Source organism: Pontimicrobium aquaticum (assembly GCF_005047595.1).
GTDB lineage: Bacteria > Bacteroidota > Bacteroidia > Flavobacteriales > Flavobacteriaceae > Pontimicrobium > Pontimicrobium aquaticum.
Map to the genome: position 1 here is coordinate 1 of NZ_SUPL01000009.1, position 20577 is coordinate 20577.

Sequence of the window (20577 nt, forward strand, 5' to 3'; positions counted from 1 at the left end):
ACTTGCGATACTACTGCTAATTTAAAGCCCAAATTATAATCGCGCTGAGTACGCTTAACTCTTGATTGCTCTTTGTCTTTCATAATAAGTCGTTTTTGTGTCAACTTATTTCAGGACGGGACATATGAAACAAAAAAGCCTTTATCTTTCGATAAAGGCTTTTGTACTGAAGGCGGGACTTGAACCCGCACGGCCATAATGGCCATTGGATTTTAAGTCCAACGTGTCTACCAATTCCACCACTTCAGCATGCTTCGACTGTGCTCAGCACATCGTTGGTATATTTTAAAAAGTATCAGAGCGAAAGACGGGATTTGAACCCGCGACCCTCACCTTGGCAAGGTGATGCTCTACCCCTGAGCTACTTTCGCAGTTTTTAATGAACGTGCAACCCTATGATTGCGGATGCAAATTTAAAACAATTCTAATAATAGCAAAGGCTTTTTTATATTTTTTATGCTCTTTTCTTTTTTTGGAGCATTCGCTTTATTTCATTCAGTTTCATTAACGCCTCAACAGGGGTTAAGGTATTAATATCGATATGTAAAATTTCGTCTTTAATCTCTTCTAAAAGAGGATCATCCAAATTAAAAAAGCTTAATTGCATTTCATCATTAAGCGACTTTACTTTATCCGTTAACTCTTCACTTGAATGCGATTTTTCTAATTGCTTTAATATTTTGTTAGCTCTATGAATTACTTGCTGTGGCATGCCAGCCATTTTAGCTACGTGAATTCCAAAACTATGTTGACTTCCTCCTGCAACCAGTTTTCTTAAAAACAATACATTGTCCTTCAATTCTTTAATAGAAACATTGAAATTTTTAATGCGCTCAAAGGTTTCGGTCATTTCATTAAGCTCATGGTAATGTGTCGCAAATAAAGTTTTTGCTTTACTTGGATGTTCATGTAAATACTCGCTAATAGCCCAGGCAATAGAGATTCCATCGTAAGTGCTTGTACCTCTACCTATTTCATCTAACAATACCAAACTACGCTCTGAAATATTATTCAAAATAGAGGCAGTTTCGTTCATTTCTACCATAAAGGTTGATTCTCCCATGGAGATGTTATCACTCGCTCCTACTCTAGTAAATATTTTATCTATCAACCCTATTCTGGCTGCATCTGCTGGCACAAAACTTCCTATTTGAGCCAATAATACAATTAAAGCTGTTTGACGTAAAATGGCTGATTTACCAGACATATTGGGTCCAGTAATCATAATAATTTGCTGTGATGCTCTATCTAAAAACACATCGTTAGCAATATAAGGCTCACCTATTGGTAATTGCTTTTCAATAACTGGATGACGGCCATTTTTAATATCTAAATCAAACGAATCGTCAATATCTGGATAATTGTAAGTATTGTCCTTTGCTAACTGTGCAAAACCACACAAGCAATCTAAACGACCAATTAAAGCTGCGTTTTGCTGTACAGGTTTAATATAGCTATTCATCCAATTAACCAACTCAGAAAATAATTGCTGCTCAATAGCTAAAATACGTTCTTCGGCACCAAGGATTTTTGATTCGTATTCTTTAAGTTCTTCAGTAATGTAACGCTCTGCATTGACCAAAGTTTGTTTACGAATCCAGGTGTCTGGAACTTTATCTTTATGGGTATTTCTAACTTCTATGTAATATCCAAATACGTTATTCGATGCTATTTTTAAAGAGGTAATCCCTGTAAGCTTACTTTCTCGTTCCAGCATTTTATCTAAATAATCTTTCCCAGAAAATGCTAAAGCTCTTAGCTCTTTTAATTCAGAAGAAAATTCAGAAGAAATGGTACTTCCTTTTAAAATATTTACAGGCGCATCCTCATTCAACGTTTCTTTAATGCGTTCTCTTAAAATATCGCAAGACTGAATGTGTTCCCCAATAATTTTTAAAGCTTCATTATTACAATTACTTGCCAAAGCTTTAATAGGAATAATTGCTTCCAAAGAGTTTTTTAACTGAATAACCTCTCTCGGATTTACTTTAGCTGTTGCTACTTTAGAAATCAAACGTTCTATATCTCCAATATGCTTCATTTGATGCTGCAACTTCTGCAAAGTCACTTCATTATTCAACAGGTGCTTTACTACTTCATGACGTTGCTTAATTTTTTGTACATCCTTCAGTGGCAATGCCAACCAACGCTTGAGCATACGACCTCCCATTGGTGAAATGGTTTTGTCAATCACTTCCAATAACGTAACAGCATTAGTATTGGTAGAATTATACAATTCTAAATTTCTAATGGTAAACTTATCCATCCACACATAAGCATCTTCTGCAATACGTTGAATAGACGTAATATGTTGCAATTTATGATGTTGCGTTTCGCCTAAATAATGCATGATTGCACCAGAAGCTACGATACCTTCGTATAAATCTTCAATTCCAAAACCTTTTAATGACTTTGTTTGAAAGTGATTATTCAAGGTTTCATTGGCATAATCATCTTGAAACACCCAATCTTCCATATAAAACGTGTGAAAATCGTTGCCAAATGTTTCAGAAAACGTTGTGCGTTTCTGCTTTTCAATTAAAACCTCACTTGGATTAAAATTTTGAAGCAATTTATCAATATACTCAGCATTCCCTTGTGACGTTAAAAACTCTCCTGTGGAAACATCTAAAAACGACACACCAATATATTTACCAAAATATACTGATGCTAAAAAGTTATTAGATTTTGAGCTTAACACCTCATCATTTAATGCCACTCCAGGTGTCACCAACTCAGTTACACCGCGTTTAACAATGGTTTTAGTTTGCTTTGGGTCTTCCAGTTGGTCACAAATAGCAACACGCTCACCAGCTTTTACCAGTTTAGGCAAATAGGTGTTTAAAGAGTGGTGCGGAAATCCAGCCAACTCTGTTTCACTATCGCTTCCAGCACCTCGTTTGGTTAAAATGATGTCTAATATCTTTGATGCTTTTACAGCGTCACTGCCAAAAGTTTCGTAAAAATCTCCAACTCTAAAAAGTAACAAAGCATCAGGATACTTTACTTTAATAGTATTGTATTGCTTCATTAAAGGGGTTACTTTTTTTGCTTTCTTAGCCAATTTTAAGTGATTTTTATGTGTTACTTTTGCATTAGAAATGATTCTCGATACATTTTGAATGTTATTCAAAATACTCGAATTGACATTTCTAATTATTTTACGTCAGTTTGAGTGATTTACCTTTGGTAAATAGTATCGAAAACAAGTAAAATTAAGAATGCTAATGTAATTAATATTTCATGTTTTGTAAAGGCTTGTAAGTAGAAGTTATTTACAAATATTGAGAGATTTTAACAATAGTATTGTCATTACGAAAGAGGAACAACTGAAGTAATCTTTTTAATTTAAGTTCACACAAACAGATTGCCACGTCCTTTGTCTTTGACAAGCTCAGACTGACAGTCCTCGCAATGACACAAATAAACTTTTAATGCGAAAACTAAAAAATAGCGAACTAGATAGATTATCGATTGAAGAATTTAAACAATCTGACAAAACACGGCTGATTGTGGTTTTAGACAATATTAGAAGCCTTAATAATATTGGTAGCGTGTTTAGAACAAGCGATGCTTTTTTGATTGAAAAAATTTACTTGTGTGGTATTACGGCAACGCCACCACATAAAGATATTAATAAAACGGCTTTAGGAAGCACAGATACGGTTGCTTGGGAATATGTTAAAGACACACTCTCTTTAGTTGAAACGTTGAAAACTGAAGGCATAAAAGTAATAGCGATAGAACAAGCCGAACATGCGACGATGCTAAATGAGTTTCAACCAGAAATTGACACGACTTACGCCATTGTATTTGGCAACGAAGTAAAAGGTGTACAACAAGAGGTGGTAAATGCTAGCAATATTGTGATTGAAATTCCGCAGTATGGCACCAAACATTCGTTAAATATTTCGGTAAGTGTTGGTGTCGTGATTTGGGATGTGTTTTGCAAACTTACTTGATAGGAATCCATATCTCTTCCTCATTTATAGCATTCAAAGGACTATAACTCAAATTCAGCTTTTCAAAATGCGGTCTGTTGTCTAGTTTATACTCAGAATTTGGTAACCATTCAGCATGTAGATAATTCCATTGTTTTACAAACGCTTGCATGGAGCCTTTAAAGTCGATTACTATATAATTCCCTGAATTAATAGTTAAGGTTTCCATACCTTCAGGAACCTCATCAAAATCATCAACCTCTACACCAATCCATTTTTCGAAAGTCATCGTCGGCGCCACCTTTCTATAATCGAAATCATTATAATTTTGAAGTGACAAGGTATTATTATATACTCGGTTTTTAATCGCTTTCAATCTTGGCATAAACTGTCTTGCCAATTTGCCTGTGTCTTCACTAATCGTGTTAAAAGACACATTTGCTTTCATGCCAATAATTAAAATCTCAGGTGATTGGATAATTCTATGCGTCATCATCGCAAATTTGATTGAGTACCCAAAGATAGTCTGCTCTGTTTTTTACAAAATCCAAATCTGATATATCAATAATTTTAACCTTAATCTCTGTTTGGTTTTTTAAAAATTCTAAATACCCTGCGTTGATTTTCTCTAGATAATCATCTTCAATATTTTGTTCGTAATCACGTCCGCGTTTTTTAATATTAGCCTGCAAACGCTCAGTGTTTTGATATAAATACACATACAAATCTGGTTTGGCAATGTCTTTATACATTAAATAGAATAACTTTCTATACAAGATAAATTCATCTTCAGGCAATGTGATTTTAGAAAAGATGAGCGACTTAAACACATCGTAATCGCTTACAATAAAATCTTTAAACAAATCTAATTGTGATAAATCGTCACTAATTTGTTGATATCTATCGGCTAAAAAAGACATTTCCAAGGCAAAAGCATAACGCTGTGGCTCTTTATAGAATTTTGGCAAAAAGGCATTGTCTGCAAAACGCTCTAAAACCAATTTAGCGTTAAAATCTTGCGACATTTTTGTGGCTAAACTTGTTTTTCCTGCGCCTATATTACCTTCAATAGCAATATAGTTATATTTAGAAAAATTAAATGCTTTGCTTGGGTTTTTCAACCAAATATTAATGCTTTCTAACACACTATTGTCTTCACACTCTTCCAAAAGCACACTTGTTGGTTTATGCAATTTTGGATGCTCAATTTTTGGAGCAATATTATTTAAAGGACTTAACACAAAGCGTCTTTTATGCATTTCTGGGTGTGGCACTTGAAGTATCTTTGTGTCAATTATACTATCATCAATAAGTAAAACATCTAAATCAATAACTCGTGCTTCGTATTCTTTTTTATTGTTTCTTATTCTGCCTAAACTTTTTTCAATGTTCAGCAGTCCTTGCATCACCTTTTTAGGCTTTAAATGCGTTTCCACATGAAGGCAAGCGTTATAAAAATCATCGCCTTCAAAACCAAAGGCTGGCGAATTATAAACTTTCGATATAATTTTTATCATACCAATTTTTAAGTGAATAAGGTCAATAGCCTCTTGTAGATTTTTAAATCTATCGCCCTTATTACTTCCTAGTGATATGTAAACTTGCTGTGGTTGATTCATAAACGACAGCAAATTAACTAAAAGAAAATTTATTAGTTTATATTTACGAAACCTATTTATTCACAATTTTAAATGACACTAAAAGATAAACTTCTAGCACAACGCATTTACATGTTATTAGGAGCTTTGTTTATAACTTCTTTAGTGGTTTCTAACTTAATTTTTCAGAAGTTTTTTTACTGGTATCCTTTTGATATAAAAATTTTTGGAGCAAATTTATTTGAAATATCTGTCGGTATTTTACCATATCCTATCACCTTTTTAATAACCGATTTAATTAGTGAGATTTATGGTAAAAAGCGAGCCAATCAAGTTGTAGTCACTGGAATTTTTGCATCCATATTTTCATTACTTATTATTTTAGTGGCCAATAGTGTTCCAGCTATAGATAATTCACCAGTAAACAATACTCTTTTTACAAAAGTATTTGGGCAATCAGCCATTGCTGTATTTGCAAGTATGACAGCCTATTTATTTGCACAGTTTATAGATATTCAAATCTATCATTTCTGGAAACGCCTTACCAAAGGCAGGCATTTATGGCTTAGAAATAACTTCTCTACTTGGTTTTCACAGTTTATTGATACCTTTTCAGTACTTACCTTATTATGCATATTTGAAGTCCTACCATGGGAAAGCTTTAAAGGTTTATTAATTAGTGGCTTTTTATTTAAAGTAATGGTCGCTGCATTAGACACACCTTTTCTTTATTTAGGTGTGTATCTCTTTAGAAAACGCTTCAAACTAAAAATGAACGAAGAAATTTCGCTCATTTAATAGTTTGTTAAGACTTATTTTCTAATTTTAATCGTATATATAGATGTAAACAAACATGTATGAAGAAGGTATTAAAAATTACAGGTATTATTTTATTAGTTTTTGTCGTGATTTTAGTGGCAATTCCTTTTGTATTAGAGTCCAAAATCGATGCTATTGTTCAAAATTATGCAGATAAAAACATCAATGCCAAAGTAGAATTTGATGATGTTAGTTTAAGCTTGATAAGTAGTTTTCCAAACGCCAAAGTGACTATTGATAATCTTACCATTACTAACAACAAACCTTTTAAAGATGAAACCTTTACTACCGCAAAATCTATTGTTTTAAAAATGGCTATAAGAGAACTATTTAAAAACCAAGAAGATGAGCCTATTGCTATTACTAGTGTAGCTATTGATGAAGCATTAATAACCTTAAAAGAAAGTACATCTGGCAGCACTAATTGGGATGTTTTTAAAACAGGAACAAATAAAAACACTACTGCTACTTCAACTGAAAGCACTGGGTTTAAAATCAATATAGAAGATTACAATATTACAAATAGTGCGCTTACTTATATTGACGAAAATTCAAATACTACAGTTTATGTTACCAATTTAAATCATTCAGGGAATGCTTTGTTTACTGATGTGGTTTCAGAATTAGATACAAAATCAGAAGCCAATGTAAGCTTAAGTATTGACAATGCTTCATATCTTGAAAACAACCACGTCACTTTAGATGCTTTAATAGATTTAAACTTAAAGGAAAACAGATATACCTTTAAAGAGAACAAAGGATTTATCAATCAATTGCCATTGGAATTTAATGGTTATGTACAGCTTAAAGAGGAAGGACAACTTATAGACATTACGTTTAAAAACCCTGAATCGTCTTTTAAAGATTTTCTGGCCGTAATGCCTGAACGCTATGCAAAGAATTTGGATAATGTTGAGACTTCAGGTGATTTTAAAGTAGAAGGCATTATTAAAGGATTGGTTTCAGAAACTACCATTCCAACCATTGATATAAAAATGGTATCTGATAACGCTTCCTTTAAATATCCTGATCTTCCAAAGCGTGTTGAAAATATAAACATCAATGCAACAGTGAAAAATGACAATGGAAATCCTGATGATACTTACATAAATTTAACTACACTCAACTTTAAAATTGACCAAGATATATTTAAATCTTCAGCTATCTTGAAAAATCTTGGTGGTAACACTTTAGTAAATGCCAATCTTGATGGAACACTAAACCTAGCCAATATTTCAAAGGCATATCCTATAGAATTAGACAAACAAATAAGTGGTATTCTAAAAGGGAAATTAAACACCTCTTTTGATATGAATGCCATTGAAACCAATTCGTATAATAGAATTAAAAATAACGGTTCAATTAATATTACTGATTTTATTTTTTCTTCGGAAGATATTGTCAATCCTATTCACATTTCAAAAGCCGATTTAACCTTTAAACCAGGAACTATTTCTTTAAATAATTTCGCAGCAAAAACAGGAGAAAGCGACATAAGTGCCACTGGAAGTATTAAAAATTTGATTGGTTTTTTAATGCAGAAAAATAAATTGCAAGGGGATTTTAAAGTAAAGTCGAACGTTTTTGCAGTAAACGATTTTATGGTAGCCCAAGATGAAGCTGCCGAAGAAAACAAAGCAACTTCCAATAAAGCATCGCTTAAAATTCCTGAGTTTTTAGATTGCAACATCACAGCGGATGTGAATACCGTAATTTATGACAATCTTAATTTAAAGGATGTTAGTGGTTCGTTGGCTATTAATAACCAGCAAGCTAATTTAAAAGGATTAACCTCAAAACTATTTGAAGGCATTTTAGCCATTACTGGGAATATTTCGACTCAAGAAGCTACGCCTACGTTCAACCTCAACTTAGGTGTAGATAATTTTGATATTGCAAAATCCTTTAGCGGTTTAGAATTATTTCAAAGTCTTGCTCCTATTGCCAATACCTTACAAGGAAAGTTAAATTCAACTATCAACCTTAAAGGAAATTTAAACGAGTCATTTACTCCAGATATCGCAACAATTTCTGGAAACTCCTTTGCACAACTTTTTGTAAGCTCTATAAATTCGAAAAAATTGAAAGTCCTTGAAAAATTACAAGACAACCTAAACTTTGTGGATTTCAATAAACTAAACCTAGACGATTTAAAAACTAATCTATCTTTTGAAAATGGCTTAGTAAATGTAAAGCCATTCAATATAAAATATAAAGATATAGACATCCAAGTTTCAGGCTCTCATGGTTTTGATAAATCTTTAAATTATAAAGTAGCTCTTGATGTTCCTGCTAAATACCTAGGCAGTGAGGTTAATAGGTTAATTGGAAGAATTAACGATAGTGAGGTAAACAAAATTACTATTCCAGTAACAGCTAACGTTTCAGGAACTTATGCAAGTCCACAAGTATCAACCGATTTAACAAGTGGTGTATCCAATTTAACAAAACAACTCATAGACATTGAAAAACAAAAGCTTTTAAATTCTGGAAAAGACAAGCTAAACGATTTACTTGATGGTGTCTTAAACAAAAAGAAAAAACAAACAGATAGTACTAAAGCAGAAGCCATAAAAAAGGATAGTACTAAAACTAAAACCGAAGATGCAGTAAAAAGCATTTTAGGTAATTTGCTTAAAAATCGAAAAAAGAAAAAAGATACCACAAATTAATGTTTTTTGTCCTTTTTAATGTTTTTTGGTCTTTTTTCAAACAAAAAGCATCATTTATTAGGATTTCTAGATAAAAACGTTATGTTATAAGAATGTATAATTCTTAAACTTAACATCTATATATGAGGCAATTAAAAATCACTAAACAAGTTACCAACAGAGAATCTAAATCACTTGACAAATACCTTCAAGACATAAGCAAAATTGAATTAATTACCGCTGATGAAGAAGTAGAATTAGCACAAAAAATACATGCTGGTGATCAAGAAGCTTTAGACAAACTCACAACTGCTAACTTACGTTTTGTGGTTTCGGTCTCAAAACAATATCAAAATCAGGGCTTATCATTACCAGATTTAATCAACGAAGGAAATGCTGGACTAGTTAAAGCAGCCAAACGTTTTGATGAAACTAGAGGCTTTAAGTTTATATCGTATGCTGTATGGTGGATTAGACAGGCAATACTACAAGCATTGGCAGAACAATCACGTATAGTAAGACTTCCATTAAACAAAATTGGTTCAATTAATAAAATTAATAAAGCGTATTCTCATTTAGAGCAAACACACGAGAGAGCACCTAGTGCTGAAGAAATTGCTAATAGTCTAGAACTTTCAGTTAGTAGCGTAAAACAGTCCATGAAAATCTCTGGAAGACATGTATCTATGGATTCACCTCTAAAAGAAGGTGAAACATCAACACTGTACGATGTTGTAAAATCGGAGGAATCGCCAAAACCTGATGCCGATTTAATGAGAAACTCATTAACAATTGAAATAAATCGTGCTTTAGACACGCTATCAGAAAAAGAAGCCGTAGTTTTGCGCCATTATTACGGTATCGATCAAAAACAACCTATGAGCCTTCAAGAAATAGGCGACTCTTTTGGATTAACACGAGAGCGTGTTAGACAAATAAAAGAAAAGGGAATTCGCAGGTTGCGACATACATCAAAAAGTAAAGTATTAAAAACATATTTAGGATAAGCCTAAAAGTAAAACATTAATAAATATATATATGTTAAAAATCATTATTAAAGAAGGAGAAAATATAGAGCGTGCTTTAAAACGTTACAAACGAAAGCACAGAAATATTAAGGTGATGCAGAATTTAAGAGAAAATCAATTTTTCACGAAGCCTTCAGTTAAAAGACGTCGTGAAATTCAAAAAGCGGCATACATACAAAATTTGAGAGATCAAGAAGATATTTAGTATGTCATTAAAATATAATTGAATCCCATTTAAGAATTAGCTTTAAATGGGATTTTTTATTTAATTAATTGCTATAGAAACCACCAAACCTTCATTTGCTCTAATATTAAAAACAGTTTGGTCTTCAAAAATAAAATACTGCCCTTTAATACCTACAAGCTTACCTTCAAACTCTTTTGCTTTCAATAAGTTTAAACTTGAAGGTTTTTGAGGGTATTTAAGTACTGGAAAATTTATATTAGTTTCAGAGTTATTTGCTATATAATAGTCTTTAGCTTCATCAGGGATATAATCTTTTAGTCTCTCACGCCAATGCACTAAGTTTTCGTCCTCAATATCATTTTTTAGCATCTTTCGCCAATTAGTTTTATCAGCTACATGGCTTTTTAAAGCAACCTCAGTAATGCCTGCTATATACCTATTTGGCACCTCCACAATCTCTATAGCTTCATGAGCTCCTTGGTCTATCCAACGTGTTGGCACTTGACTTTTTCTGGTAACACCAACCTTAACATTACTAGAATTAGCTAAATATACTATATGTGGTTGCAGTTGTACTTTCTTCTCATATTCTAAATCTCTATCTTCTTTATCAAGATGCGCAGTACTTAATTCTGGTCGCATAATCCAATCGGCTGCTTGCGGAATATCAAAAAAACAACTTTTACAAAACCCTTGTCGGTATATAGGTTTATCTAACCCACAATTAAGGCATTGATATTTTACAAAACTGATTTTAAGTGTTTTATTTAACAATTGATTTACATTAATGAAATCTGTTTCAAACACCAAATAATAATTAATGGGGTTACTAAATTCAGTTTCCATTTTTGTTAACACACCTTGATACTGCATAAAAAGATTTTTCCTATTTTTAAACCTTGTAAAGATAACCAATATATGCCAATTCCCTTAGTAAATTCTATTGCTTCATGGTTTTTAAAAAAACGGTTTCATCAAATTGACTTGTTTTTAAAATACCCTAATGAAGTTCAAAACGAATTACTTTTCTCGCTTTTAAACATAGCTAAGGACACTGAAATTGGAAAAAAATATGACTTTGCATCTATAAAAAGTTACGAAACTTTTTCTAAAAGAATTCCAGTTTCTGCTTATGAAGACATTCAAGATGTAATTGAAAAATCAAGACAAGGAACGCAAAATATTTTTTGGCCAACTCCTATAAAGTGGTTTGCAAAATCAAGCGGCACCACTAATGCTAAAAGTAAATTTATTCCTGTAAGCTTTGAGTCTTTAGAAGATTGCCACTATGCAGCAGGAAAAGATTTATTATGCATGTATTTAAATAATAACGAGAATTCTCAATTATTTACGGGCAAAAGTTTACGTTTGGGTGGCAGCAAAGAACTATATAAAGAAAATGGTACTGCTTTTGGAGATTTATCGGCAATTTTGATTGATAACATGCCTTTTTGGGCAGAATTTAGTAGTACCCCAAGTAATAAAGTATCGTTAATGAGTGATTGGGAGCACAAAATGCAAGCTATTGTTGATGAAACTATTAACGAAAATGTAACTAGCTTAGCAGGTGTACCTTCCTGGATGTTAGTGTTATTAAATAATGTATTAGAAACAACAGGCAAACAAAATATTTTAGATATTTGGCCAAATTTAGAAGTGTATTTTCATGGAGGTGTAAGCTTTGTACCGTATATGAATCAATATAAATCAATATTACCTAGAAAAAATTTTAAGTATTATGAAATTTATAATGCGTCGGAAGGTTTTTTCGCAATTCAGGATCAAAACAATTCAAGTGAGTTACTTTTAATGCTCGATTATGGTATTTTTTATGAGTTTATTGATATGTCAACCTACGGTACGCCTCAAGAAAAAATCATCCCATTAAATAAGGTCGAAAAAAATGTCAATTATGCCGTTATTATTACCACAAATGCAGGCTTGTGGCGTTATAAAATTGGCGATACTATTAGGTTTACTTCATTAAATCCTTATCGTATAAAAGTATCTGGACGCACAAAACATCATATAAATGTATTTGGAGAAGAGCTCATCATAGAAAATGCTGAAGACGCACTAAAAGATGTTTGTAAAAAAACCAATGCCGAAATTATTGACTATACTGCTGCGCCAATATTTATGAAAGGAAAAGAAAAAGGAGCACATGAATGGCTTATTGAATTTAAAACACCACCTAACGATATTAACAGCTTTAATAAATTACTAGACGCTTCGTTACAATCTTTAAACTCTGATTACGAAGCTAAGCGCTACAACAACATTACTTTAAATGTGCCAAAAATACACATTGCTAGACCACAATTGTTTTACGATTGGTTAAAAGAAAAAGACAAACTTGGCGGTCAACATAAAATTCCTAGACTTTCAAATTCTAGAGATTATTTAGATGAACTATTAAAATTAAACAACTAAAATTCGTTGCCCTTTATCGGTAAAAAAGACGTTCTTTTTTCTTTAAACGAATATACGTTCGTATTCATCTAAAAATTAGGACTCACCTTTTTTTCTTTCAATTATAATACTACTTTTAAACTGCAATTGAGAAAAAAACATAAAAAACTTACTGCAAACATTAATTATAATCCAAGATAAAAAAACCACTCATTTTTGAGTGGTTTCTTTATTTATAAAATTTTTATTTAATCTATATTTAACAACTTACATCTAAACATCAATAGCTTACATCATATAAGTCTTGACTTTTACTTAGAATTTCATACATTTAGTAGGTGAAAAAGAAAATTTTAGTAGTATTTGTATTATTCACTACCTTAGTATTTTCCCAAAACGAGGCTAACAACTGGTTTTTCGGTGAAAACATGGGCTTAAGGTTTAACCGAAATTCGCCAAGGCCAACAGTTCAACGAGGTAGCTTAAATACCTTAGAAGGTTGTGCATCAATATCTGATGCCAATGGTAATCTATTGTTTTATTCTGACGGTTCAACTGCATGGACAAGGACACACCTACCTATGCCAAATGGCACAGATTTATTAGGAGACGAATCAAGCACGCAATCTGCCATTATAGTTCCCAACCCTACATATCCCAATATATATTATTTATTTACTGTAGGCTCAACTATTAATCCTACAGGATATCATTACTACACTGTTGACCTCTCTCTTAATAATAATTTAGGAGATATTACTGGTGACGCAACTGATTTGTCTGGTAATGCTTCTGGAGGGTTTTGGTCGGAAAAAATCACTGCTGTCGAAACAGCAGATTGTGATGGTTATTGGGTAATTTCATTGGTTGATAATTTATTTTATTCTTATAAAGTAACCGAAAATGGCGTAGATACAACACCTGTAATATCTCAAGTAGATTTCATGTCCAGACAATCTCGTGGGTATCTAAAGATTTCTCCTAATGGAAAAAAACTAGCAGTTGCTCACCAAGGATTAAACTCAGCTACTAGTGGGTTATTACTATACAGTTTTGATAACAGTATAGGCGCTGTTGCTAATGATGGAGAAATGATATTTAACTCAGGTGGTATTGAAGCACCTTATGGTATTGAATTTTCACCAAGTGGAGATATGTTATACGCTTCTACTTTTGATTCAGTAGATACTTATAAATTATATCAATTCGATTTAAAAGATACAAACCCTAGAACAAATAGATCTCTATTACACTCTGAAGAGGCTTACAGAGGTGCGCTACAATTAGGGCCTGATTTAAAAATATATGTCACAATTCCTGAAGAATATACTGTAGGTACCCAATACTTAGACGTGATTCATAATCCAGAATTAAAAGGCGATGATTGCGATTTTGAATTAGATTATATCGACTTTGGAAATGGCAGACAAGTAATGCAGGGATTACCTCCATTTATTCAATCCTTTTTTATTATAAACGATTTTAATATTGTTAATCCTAACGAGGATGTTACTGAAACTAGTGCAGACCTCGCCATATGCTATGATAGTACTTATACCTTGAGTGGTCCTAATATTCCTGGAGCTGAATATTTTTGGACGTTTAACGATGGTACAACAACAACCAACCTTCCTACACCATCTCCTCCACATCAATTAGTAGTGAATAGTGATGGAACAAATACCATTGGAACCTATTCACTTTATGTGGATTCGCATGATGATTGTGATAATAAATATGAGGGCTTTGCAAATGTTTCATTTAATTTACCTCCAACTATTAACCCAAATGTTACATTAGAAAAATGTGATTTATTTGATAACGATTCGCAAGATGGATTAACTACATTCGATTTACAAAACAGCATTGATGATATAACAAATAACCAATCGCATAGATTTAATGTGTATTTTTATTTAAACACTGTTGATGCTGATTCAGACCCTTTAAATCAAAACGCTTTAGACCCCATTTTTTCCAACACAAGCGCAAATCAAGTAATTATTGCAAAAGTTTATGAAATAGGAAACGACTGTTATAGCTTTAGCGAAGTAGAATTGGTAGCAACTCCTAATCTTGTTTTATCTGCCGCTGATGAGTATGGTTGCAACTTAGGAAATGACACTGCTTTATTTAACCTAAATGCTATTAAAAATAATATTATTAATTCCCTCAATCCTTTAGGAACCTATACAGTCTCTTTATATGATTCGCTCGAGAATGCTATAAATAACAACGTAATCTCTGGAAACAACTATACAACTGAAGCCATAACCTTATATTTTAAAGTAGAAGAAAATGGAAACTGTTATGGGTCTGGTCAAGTTAATTTAATTATAAGCTCTTTTCCTGAGTTTAACTCATTGGAGACTATTGTTATTTGCGATAATTCTTTCCCTATAACGTTAACTGCTCCAATTCCTGCAAACTCACAAAACAACTACAGTTACAACTGGAGTAATAATGACACAGGATATCAAATATCCTTACCTGGACCCCAAACAATAGTGCTTACTATGGTAGATAATCTTTCGGGTTGTGAAAAACAAAAAACATTCAGGGTACTAAGCTCAACCATACCTGTTTTAAATGGTATTACAGTAGATCTTGGGGACATAAATAAAGTTACCGTATTGGCAGCACAAAATAGCGATAACCTTTATGGCCTAAACAACATTGACGATGTTTTTGATTTTAATTACCAACCTGAAAACACTTTTAACAATGTCCCTCCTGGAACTTACGATGTCTATGTCAACAATGTTTGTGGCACTATAGTCCAAAGAATTTTTGTGTTTGGGTTTCAAAAATTCTTAACACCAAATAGTGATGGTTATCATGACACTTGGAGAATGAAAGGATTAGACCATGATAATTTTATTTACTCTGATATCAACATATTTGACAGATACGGAAAACTGCTAAATACAATAGATCCAAATTCGAGTTGGGATGGCACTTTTAACGGAAAAAGATTGCCCTCAAGCGATTATTGGTTTACTATAAGTGTAAATGATATAAATAATAACTTAGTTACCTATAAAGGCCATTTTAGCTTAGTACAGTAAAATTTAATTCCAAACTTCAGTTTGCACCCATGTAACAGCATCGGCTAAGTAGCTAGCATAGTCGCAAACATCAAGATGCCCAAGACCTGGAGCTATAACAAACTCTATGCTTGTTCCTGCGTCTCTTGATTTATTTACAAAAGCTTCAGTTGTTTCTACCGGAAACAACTCATCATCTTCACCATGAATTACATACATAGGTACTGTAATTTCAGGAACTTCTCCAGTACCTCTTTCTGGATCGTAGGAACTTGCCATAGGAATTGCAGCCGAAAAAAATTCTGGATAATAATCGGCATAAAACCAACTTCCATTACCACCATTACTATAACCCGTAATTATAACCTTATTAGGGTCTATATGCCAATTTGATTTTGCCAAATCCACTAAAGCTAGAATTTGTTGTTGATTAGACGAATCGTACCACTCATCAAATCCTGCATTGGGACTAATAACGAAAGCATTTAAGGCTTGCAACCCTGTTTCTACATAACATTCGGTATTTTTATGTGCCGAAGGACTGCCGCCAGAGGCTCCGTGCAAATCGATAACTAAAGGTCTTAAGTTATTAGCTGAGGCATCAGCTGGTGCTACAACTCTAAAGTTCCAATACGTATCGTTAACTAACGTTTCTAGTGCAAAATCATTAATACCTGGTTGCACTACTAGGTTTTGAAAGTCAGCTATAATATCTTCAACTGTTCTTAGATCTGATGTTGAGACAGATTCATTTTTACTACAACTAAATATTGTAGAAACTGTAAGTAATAATACTAATGTACGTGTTAACTTTTTCATAAGTGCTTTTTTCTCAAATTTAGAAAAAATAATTTTAGAAGCTCATATATAACAGGTTTAATAATATTTTCGGCAAGTATAAGTTGTTTACATTCAATAAAAAAACCACTCTTATATGAGTGGTTTTAGCTTATTATAAACGTCCTTATAGCAATAACAATTAGGAGACTGCTTTTAATTTTTTAAGCCTTGTTTTAGTTAGTTTCCCTTCAGCATAAGCTTTTGTAACATTTAGCTTTGTCTCATCACTACTAGGTAAACTAAACATAGCGTCAGTTAAAATTTCTTCGCAAAGCGAACGTAAGCCACGAGCTCCCAGCTTATATTCTATAGCTTTATTTACTATAAAATCTAAGGCTCCGTCTGTTATAGACAAGTCTATTTCGTCCATAGCAAATAGCTTTTTATACTGTTTTATAATCGCATTTTTAGGTTCAGTTAAAATAGCTCTAAGTGTCTTAGCATCAAGTGGATTCATGTATGTTAACACTGGAAGGCGACCAATAATTTCTGGTATGAGCCCAAAATCTTTAAGATCTTTTGGTATGATGTATTGTAATATGTTATCCTTATCAATAATTTCGCCTTCATGTGAGGCTTTATAACCAATAGCAGACATATTTAAACGCTTAGATATGTGTCGTTCAATGCCATCAAAAGCACCACCAGCAATAAATAAGATATTTTCGGTATTAACTTCAATAAATTTTTGGTCTGGATGTTTTCTACCTCCTTTGGGTGGTACATTTACAACCGTTCCTTCCAAAAGTTTTAAAAGTGCTTGCTGCACACCTTCACCTGAAACATCTCTAGTGATAGATGGGTTATCGCTTTTACGAGCAATTTTATCTATTTCGTCAATAAATACAATTCCTCTTTCGGCTTTTTCTAAATTATAATCGGCTGCTTGAAGTAAACGAGTTAATATACTTTCTACATCTTCGCCTACATAACCAGCTTCAGTTAATACTGTAGCATCGACAATTGCCAAAGGCACATTTAACATTTTAGCAATGGTTTTTGCCATTAATGTTTTACCTGTTCCTGTTTGTCCAACCATCATGATATTACTCTTTTGAATTTCAATATCATCATCCGTTGGTGATTGCAATAAACGTTTATAGTGATTATAAACAGCCACAGACATTACCTTTTTAGTATGTTCTTGACCAATTATATATTCGTCTAAAAATGCCTTAATTTGTTGAGGCTTTCGCAACATAAGTTCTGCTGACAGATCCCCTGAATCCATTTGTTTGGATTCTTCAATAACAATTCCATGAGCTTGCTCTATACAACGATCACATATGTGAGCGTCCAGTCCTGCAATCAATAAATTGGTTTCCGGTTTTTTTCTACCACAAAACGAGCATTCTAATTCTTCCTTCGCCATTTTCTTTAGTTAAAGATAAAAAGTTAAAAGTTGTACTAACACTTAAAACCTTTTTTAATTAATGTCAAAATGATCTCTATCGAAATATCTTCAAAATGAGATTCTTCACTTTGTTCAGATTGACAATTCAATATTTTATTTAGCTGCGAGATAAAATCTCGTCAATCATTCCATATTCTAAAGCCTTATCAGCTTTCATCCAGTAATCACGATCACTGTCTGTATATACTTTGTCGTAATCTTGCCCTGAGTGCTTACTTATTATTTTATACAACTCTTCTTTAAGTGTTAATATTTCACGTGCAGTAATTTCAATATCACTAGCTTGACCTTGGGCACCACCAAGTGGTTGGTGTATCATAACACGAGAGTGTGTTAAACCGCTTCGTTTACCTTTTTCTCCTGCACATAATAATACTGCTCCCATTGAAGCTGCCATCCCTGTACAAATAGTAGCCACATCTGGCTTAATTAACTGCATGGTATCATAAATTCCTAAACCTGCATACACACTTCCTCCTGGTGAATTTATATATATTTGTATGTCTTTTGAGGCATCGGTACTCTCTAAAAACAATAATTGCGCTTGAATAATATTTGCTACTTGATCGTTAATTCCTGTTCCCATAAAAATTATTCGGTCCATCATTAATCTTGAAAACACATCAAAAATAGCAATGTTCATTTGACGTTCTTCAATAATATTTGGAGTTAAATTAGTTGGGTACATACTACTAATTATTTTGTTGTAATAAGTACTACTAATTCCTTGATCTTTTATAGCGAATTTTTCGAATTCTTTTCCGTAATCCATAGTTATTTTTAATAATATAATTGACAATAAAAAAAGCGTTGAACCCTAAAGAATTCAACGCCTAAATATAGTGATTTTTTAAAACTATGAGCCGTAAACTTCTTTTACAAATTTGTCGTACGACATTTCTTTAGTTTTAAGATTTACATTTTCTTTATAGAATGCTAACAGTTTTTGACTTGTTAATTGCTCTGACAAACGTTTAACTTCATCTTGATTAGATAATATTCTAGCTGAAATATCGTCTAGCTCTTTTTCTGAAGGGTTCATTTGCCCAAATTGAGCCATTTGACCTTTAATCATTTCATGTGTGTAAGCTTTTAAATCGTCAAAGTTAATTTGAAGATTGTTATCGATAATTAATTTACTTTCAATTAACTGATAACGCATTGCTTTTTCTGACTTTTCGTATTCTTCTTTAGCTTGCGCTTCGTCTAAAGGTTCTTCGCCTGCTGTTTGAATCCATTTTTGTAAAAACTCGGCAGGTAAATTAAACTTTGTATTTTCTACTAAATACTCAGTAACGTCGTTTAATAATTTTTGATCAGATTGCTGAATAAATTGCTTTTCGGCATCTTCTTTAATCTTTTCTTTTAACTCGGTTACCGAAGTAACATTGCCTTTTCCAAATAATTTATCAAATAATTCTTGGTCTAAATCGGCTAGTTCTCTTGTATTTACTTCATTTATAGTAAAATCTACTTCAATGTCTAATCCGTGAGTATCATCGTGAGATACTTTTAAGTACGTCATTAAATCATGATCGTCATTAAAAAGTCCTTTAGTTTTTAAAGTAATAACATCTCCAACTTTAGCTCCAATAAATTTTTTAGCATTTACTTTGCCTTTTATTTTATCTAGTGTTAAGGTTGTTTGGCTATTAATATCTTTATCTTCGTTCACGAAAGTTCCAGTAATTTCATCATTTTCTTCAACCTCATTTTTAGATACTAGCTTACCATATTGCTTTTGGATGTTAACAACTTGGTCGTCAATCATTTTATCATCAGCAATTATATTATAATGTGTTATAGCTTTTTTACTTTTTAGATTCACCTCAAACTCTGGTGTTAGTCCTAATTCAAATTCAAAAGTAAAATTTTCAGCATCCCAATTTAGGTCGTCTTGAGCTTTTGGCAATGGGTTACCAAGAACGTCTAATTTCTCTTCAGTTAAGTATTTGTGTAATGCATCTTGAAGTAGTTTGTTTACTTCATCAACCAACACTGCCTTTCCATACTGCTTTTTAACCATTCCCATTGGCACATGTCCTTTTCTAAAACCTGGAATGTTTGCCGTTTTACGATAGTCTGATAAAATTTTCTCTACTTTATCAGCGTAATCATTTTTTTCAATATCTACTTTTACTACTGCATTTAATGCATCGATATTTTCTCTTGTAATATTCATTTTGCCTAAATAAAATTTGGCTGCAAAAGTACGACATTTTTAAGACTGAGCAAAGTTTTTAATAGACTGAAATTCAGTCTATTTTTTATCTTCTTTTAATACCGAATACAGGATGGATTGCAAAAACGAAAGTAGTAAACTAAAAAGAATGGCAGTCCATATACTAGATACTTGGAAACCATCAATTAACTTATCGGCCAATAATATAATTAAAGCATTTACAACTAGTAAAAACAAGCCTAAAGTTAGAATGGTAATTGGCAGGGTTAAGATTATTAATATAGGTTTAACTAAAACGTTTAGTATTGCTAATATAAAAGCAACAATTAAAGGTGTTGTAAAAGTGTCATCAAGTGTCACTCCTGGCAACAATTTTGCTAAAATAATTACTGCAATAGCACTTAATACGAGTTTCATTAATAGTTTCATTATTCTTGTTTTTTGTTTGAATCAAGTTA

Annotated in this window: 16 protein-coding genes and 2 tRNA genes; 7 read left to right on the forward strand and 11 right to left on the reverse strand. The window is 32.5% G+C overall.

Translation table 11 applies throughout. The features are described from left to right. Positions 1 to 164 precede the first annotated feature (164 nt). The 3 genes from E5167_RS14050 to mutS form a co-directional block, all read right to left on the reverse strand. Positions 165 to 249 (reverse strand) — tRNA-Leu (locus tag E5167_RS14050). A 50-nt stretch (positions 250 to 299) separates the two neighbouring features. Beyond that, positions 300 to 371, reverse strand: a tRNA-Gly gene (locus E5167_RS14055). Positions 372 to 454: 83 nt separating this feature from the next. Next, entirely contained in the window at positions 455 to 3064 is a 2610-nt protein-coding gene (mutS, locus tag E5167_RS14060; RefSeq protein WP_136844866.1) for a DNA mismatch repair protein MutS, read from the reverse strand. A 370-nt stretch (positions 3065 to 3434) separates the two neighbouring features. On the opposite strand from mutS, the gene E5167_RS14065 reads away from it, so the two are divergent. Next, a complete protein-coding gene (locus tag E5167_RS14065; protein WP_136844802.1) occupies positions 3435 to 3962 on the forward strand; it encodes an RNA methyltransferase in 528 nt (175 codons plus the stop codon). Here E5167_RS14065 and E5167_RS14070 read toward each other — a convergent pair. Both E5167_RS14070 and folK read right to left on the reverse strand, forming a co-directional pair. Further along, positions 3955 to 4437 (reverse strand): GyrI-like domain-containing protein, encoded by a 483-nt coding sequence (locus E5167_RS14070; RefSeq protein WP_136844803.1) that lies wholly within the window; start codon positions 4435 to 4437, stop codon positions 3955 to 3957. The two genes, E5167_RS14065 and E5167_RS14070, sit on opposite strands and share 8 nt — an antisense overlap. Next, on the reverse strand, positions 4424 to 5560 hold the full coding sequence (folK, locus tag E5167_RS14075) for a 2-amino-4-hydroxy-6-hydroxymethyldihydropteridine diphosphokinase (protein WP_136844804.1): 1137 nt from the start codon (positions 5558 to 5560) through the stop codon (positions 4424 to 4426). The genes E5167_RS14070 and folK overlap by 14 nt, the downstream gene beginning before the upstream one ends. A 72-nt stretch (positions 5561 to 5632) precedes the next feature. Here folK and E5167_RS14080 point away from each other — a divergent pair, with 72 nt between their 5' ends. The 4 genes from E5167_RS14080 to rpsU all read left to right on the forward strand — a co-directional run bounded on the left by E5167_RS14080 (position 5633) and on the right by rpsU (position 10242). Continuing rightward, complete coding sequence (locus E5167_RS14080) at positions 5633 to 6337, forward strand: queuosine precursor transporter (protein WP_136844805.1); 705 nt, start codon at positions 5633 to 5635, stop codon at positions 6335 to 6337. A 59-nt stretch (positions 6338 to 6396) separates the two neighbouring features. Then, positions 6397 to 9030, forward strand: coding sequence for an AsmA family protein (locus E5167_RS14085; protein WP_136844806.1), 2634 nt, complete (start codon positions 6397 to 6399; stop codon positions 9028 to 9030). A gap of 122 nt (positions 9031 to 9152) precedes the next feature. Then, on the forward strand, positions 9153 to 10016 hold the full coding sequence (locus E5167_RS14090; protein ID WP_136844807.1) for a sigma-70 family RNA polymerase sigma factor: 864 nt from the start codon (positions 9153 to 9155) through the stop codon (positions 10014 to 10016). 31 nt (positions 10017 to 10047) lie between these two features. Further along, positions 10048 to 10242 carry a 30S ribosomal protein S21 gene (rpsU, locus tag E5167_RS14095; RefSeq protein ID WP_136844808.1) on the forward strand — a complete coding sequence of 65 codons (195 nt, stop codon included), beginning with the start codon at positions 10048 to 10050 and terminating at the stop codon, positions 10240 to 10242. 60 nt (positions 10243 to 10302) lie between these two features. Here rpsU and E5167_RS14100 read toward each other — a convergent pair whose 3' ends face one another. Then, positions 10303 to 11097, reverse strand: a complete 795-nt coding sequence (locus E5167_RS14100; protein WP_136844809.1) for a DUF2797 domain-containing protein — start codon at positions 11095 to 11097, stop codon at positions 10303 to 10305. 45 nt (positions 11098 to 11142) lie between these two features. Here E5167_RS14100 and E5167_RS14105 point away from each other — a divergent pair, with 45 nt between their 5' ends. Further along, entirely contained in the window at positions 11143 to 12657 is a 1515-nt protein-coding gene (locus E5167_RS14105) for a GH3 auxin-responsive promoter family protein (RefSeq protein WP_136844810.1), read from the forward strand. A gap of 317 nt (positions 12658 to 12974) precedes the next feature. Beyond that, positions 12975 to 15704, forward strand: a complete 2730-nt coding sequence (locus tag E5167_RS14110) for a T9SS type B sorting domain-containing protein (protein WP_136844811.1) — start codon at positions 12975 to 12977, stop codon at positions 15702 to 15704. Between the two features lie 3 nt (positions 15705 to 15707). Here the strand turns inward: E5167_RS14110 and E5167_RS14115 are convergent, their stop codons facing one another. The 5 genes from E5167_RS14115 to E5167_RS14135 form a co-directional block, all read right to left on the reverse strand. Beyond that, positions 15708 to 16502, reverse strand: coding sequence for a carboxylesterase family protein (locus E5167_RS14115; RefSeq protein WP_136844812.1), 795 nt, complete (start codon positions 16500 to 16502; stop codon positions 15708 to 15710). 160 nt (positions 16503 to 16662) lie between these two features. Further along, entirely contained in the window at positions 16663 to 17895 is a 1233-nt protein-coding gene (clpX, locus tag E5167_RS14120; protein ID WP_136844813.1) for an ATP-dependent Clp protease ATP-binding subunit ClpX, read from the reverse strand. A 139-nt stretch (positions 17896 to 18034) separates the two neighbouring features. After that, positions 18035 to 18709, reverse strand: coding sequence for an ATP-dependent Clp endopeptidase proteolytic subunit ClpP (gene clpP, locus E5167_RS14125; RefSeq protein WP_136844814.1), 675 nt, complete (start codon positions 18707 to 18709; stop codon positions 18035 to 18037). An 84-nt stretch (positions 18710 to 18793) separates the two neighbouring features. Next, on the reverse strand, positions 18794 to 20119 hold the full coding sequence (gene tig / locus E5167_RS14130; protein ID WP_136844815.1) for a trigger factor: 1326 nt from the start codon (positions 20117 to 20119) through the stop codon (positions 18794 to 18796). A 78-nt stretch (positions 20120 to 20197) separates the two neighbouring features. Next, positions 20198 to 20548: a phage holin family protein gene (locus E5167_RS14135; RefSeq protein WP_136844816.1), complete on the reverse strand. Its 351-nt coding sequence runs from the start codon at positions 20546 to 20548 to the stop codon at positions 20198 to 20200. Positions 20549 to 20577: the final 29 nt, after the last annotated feature.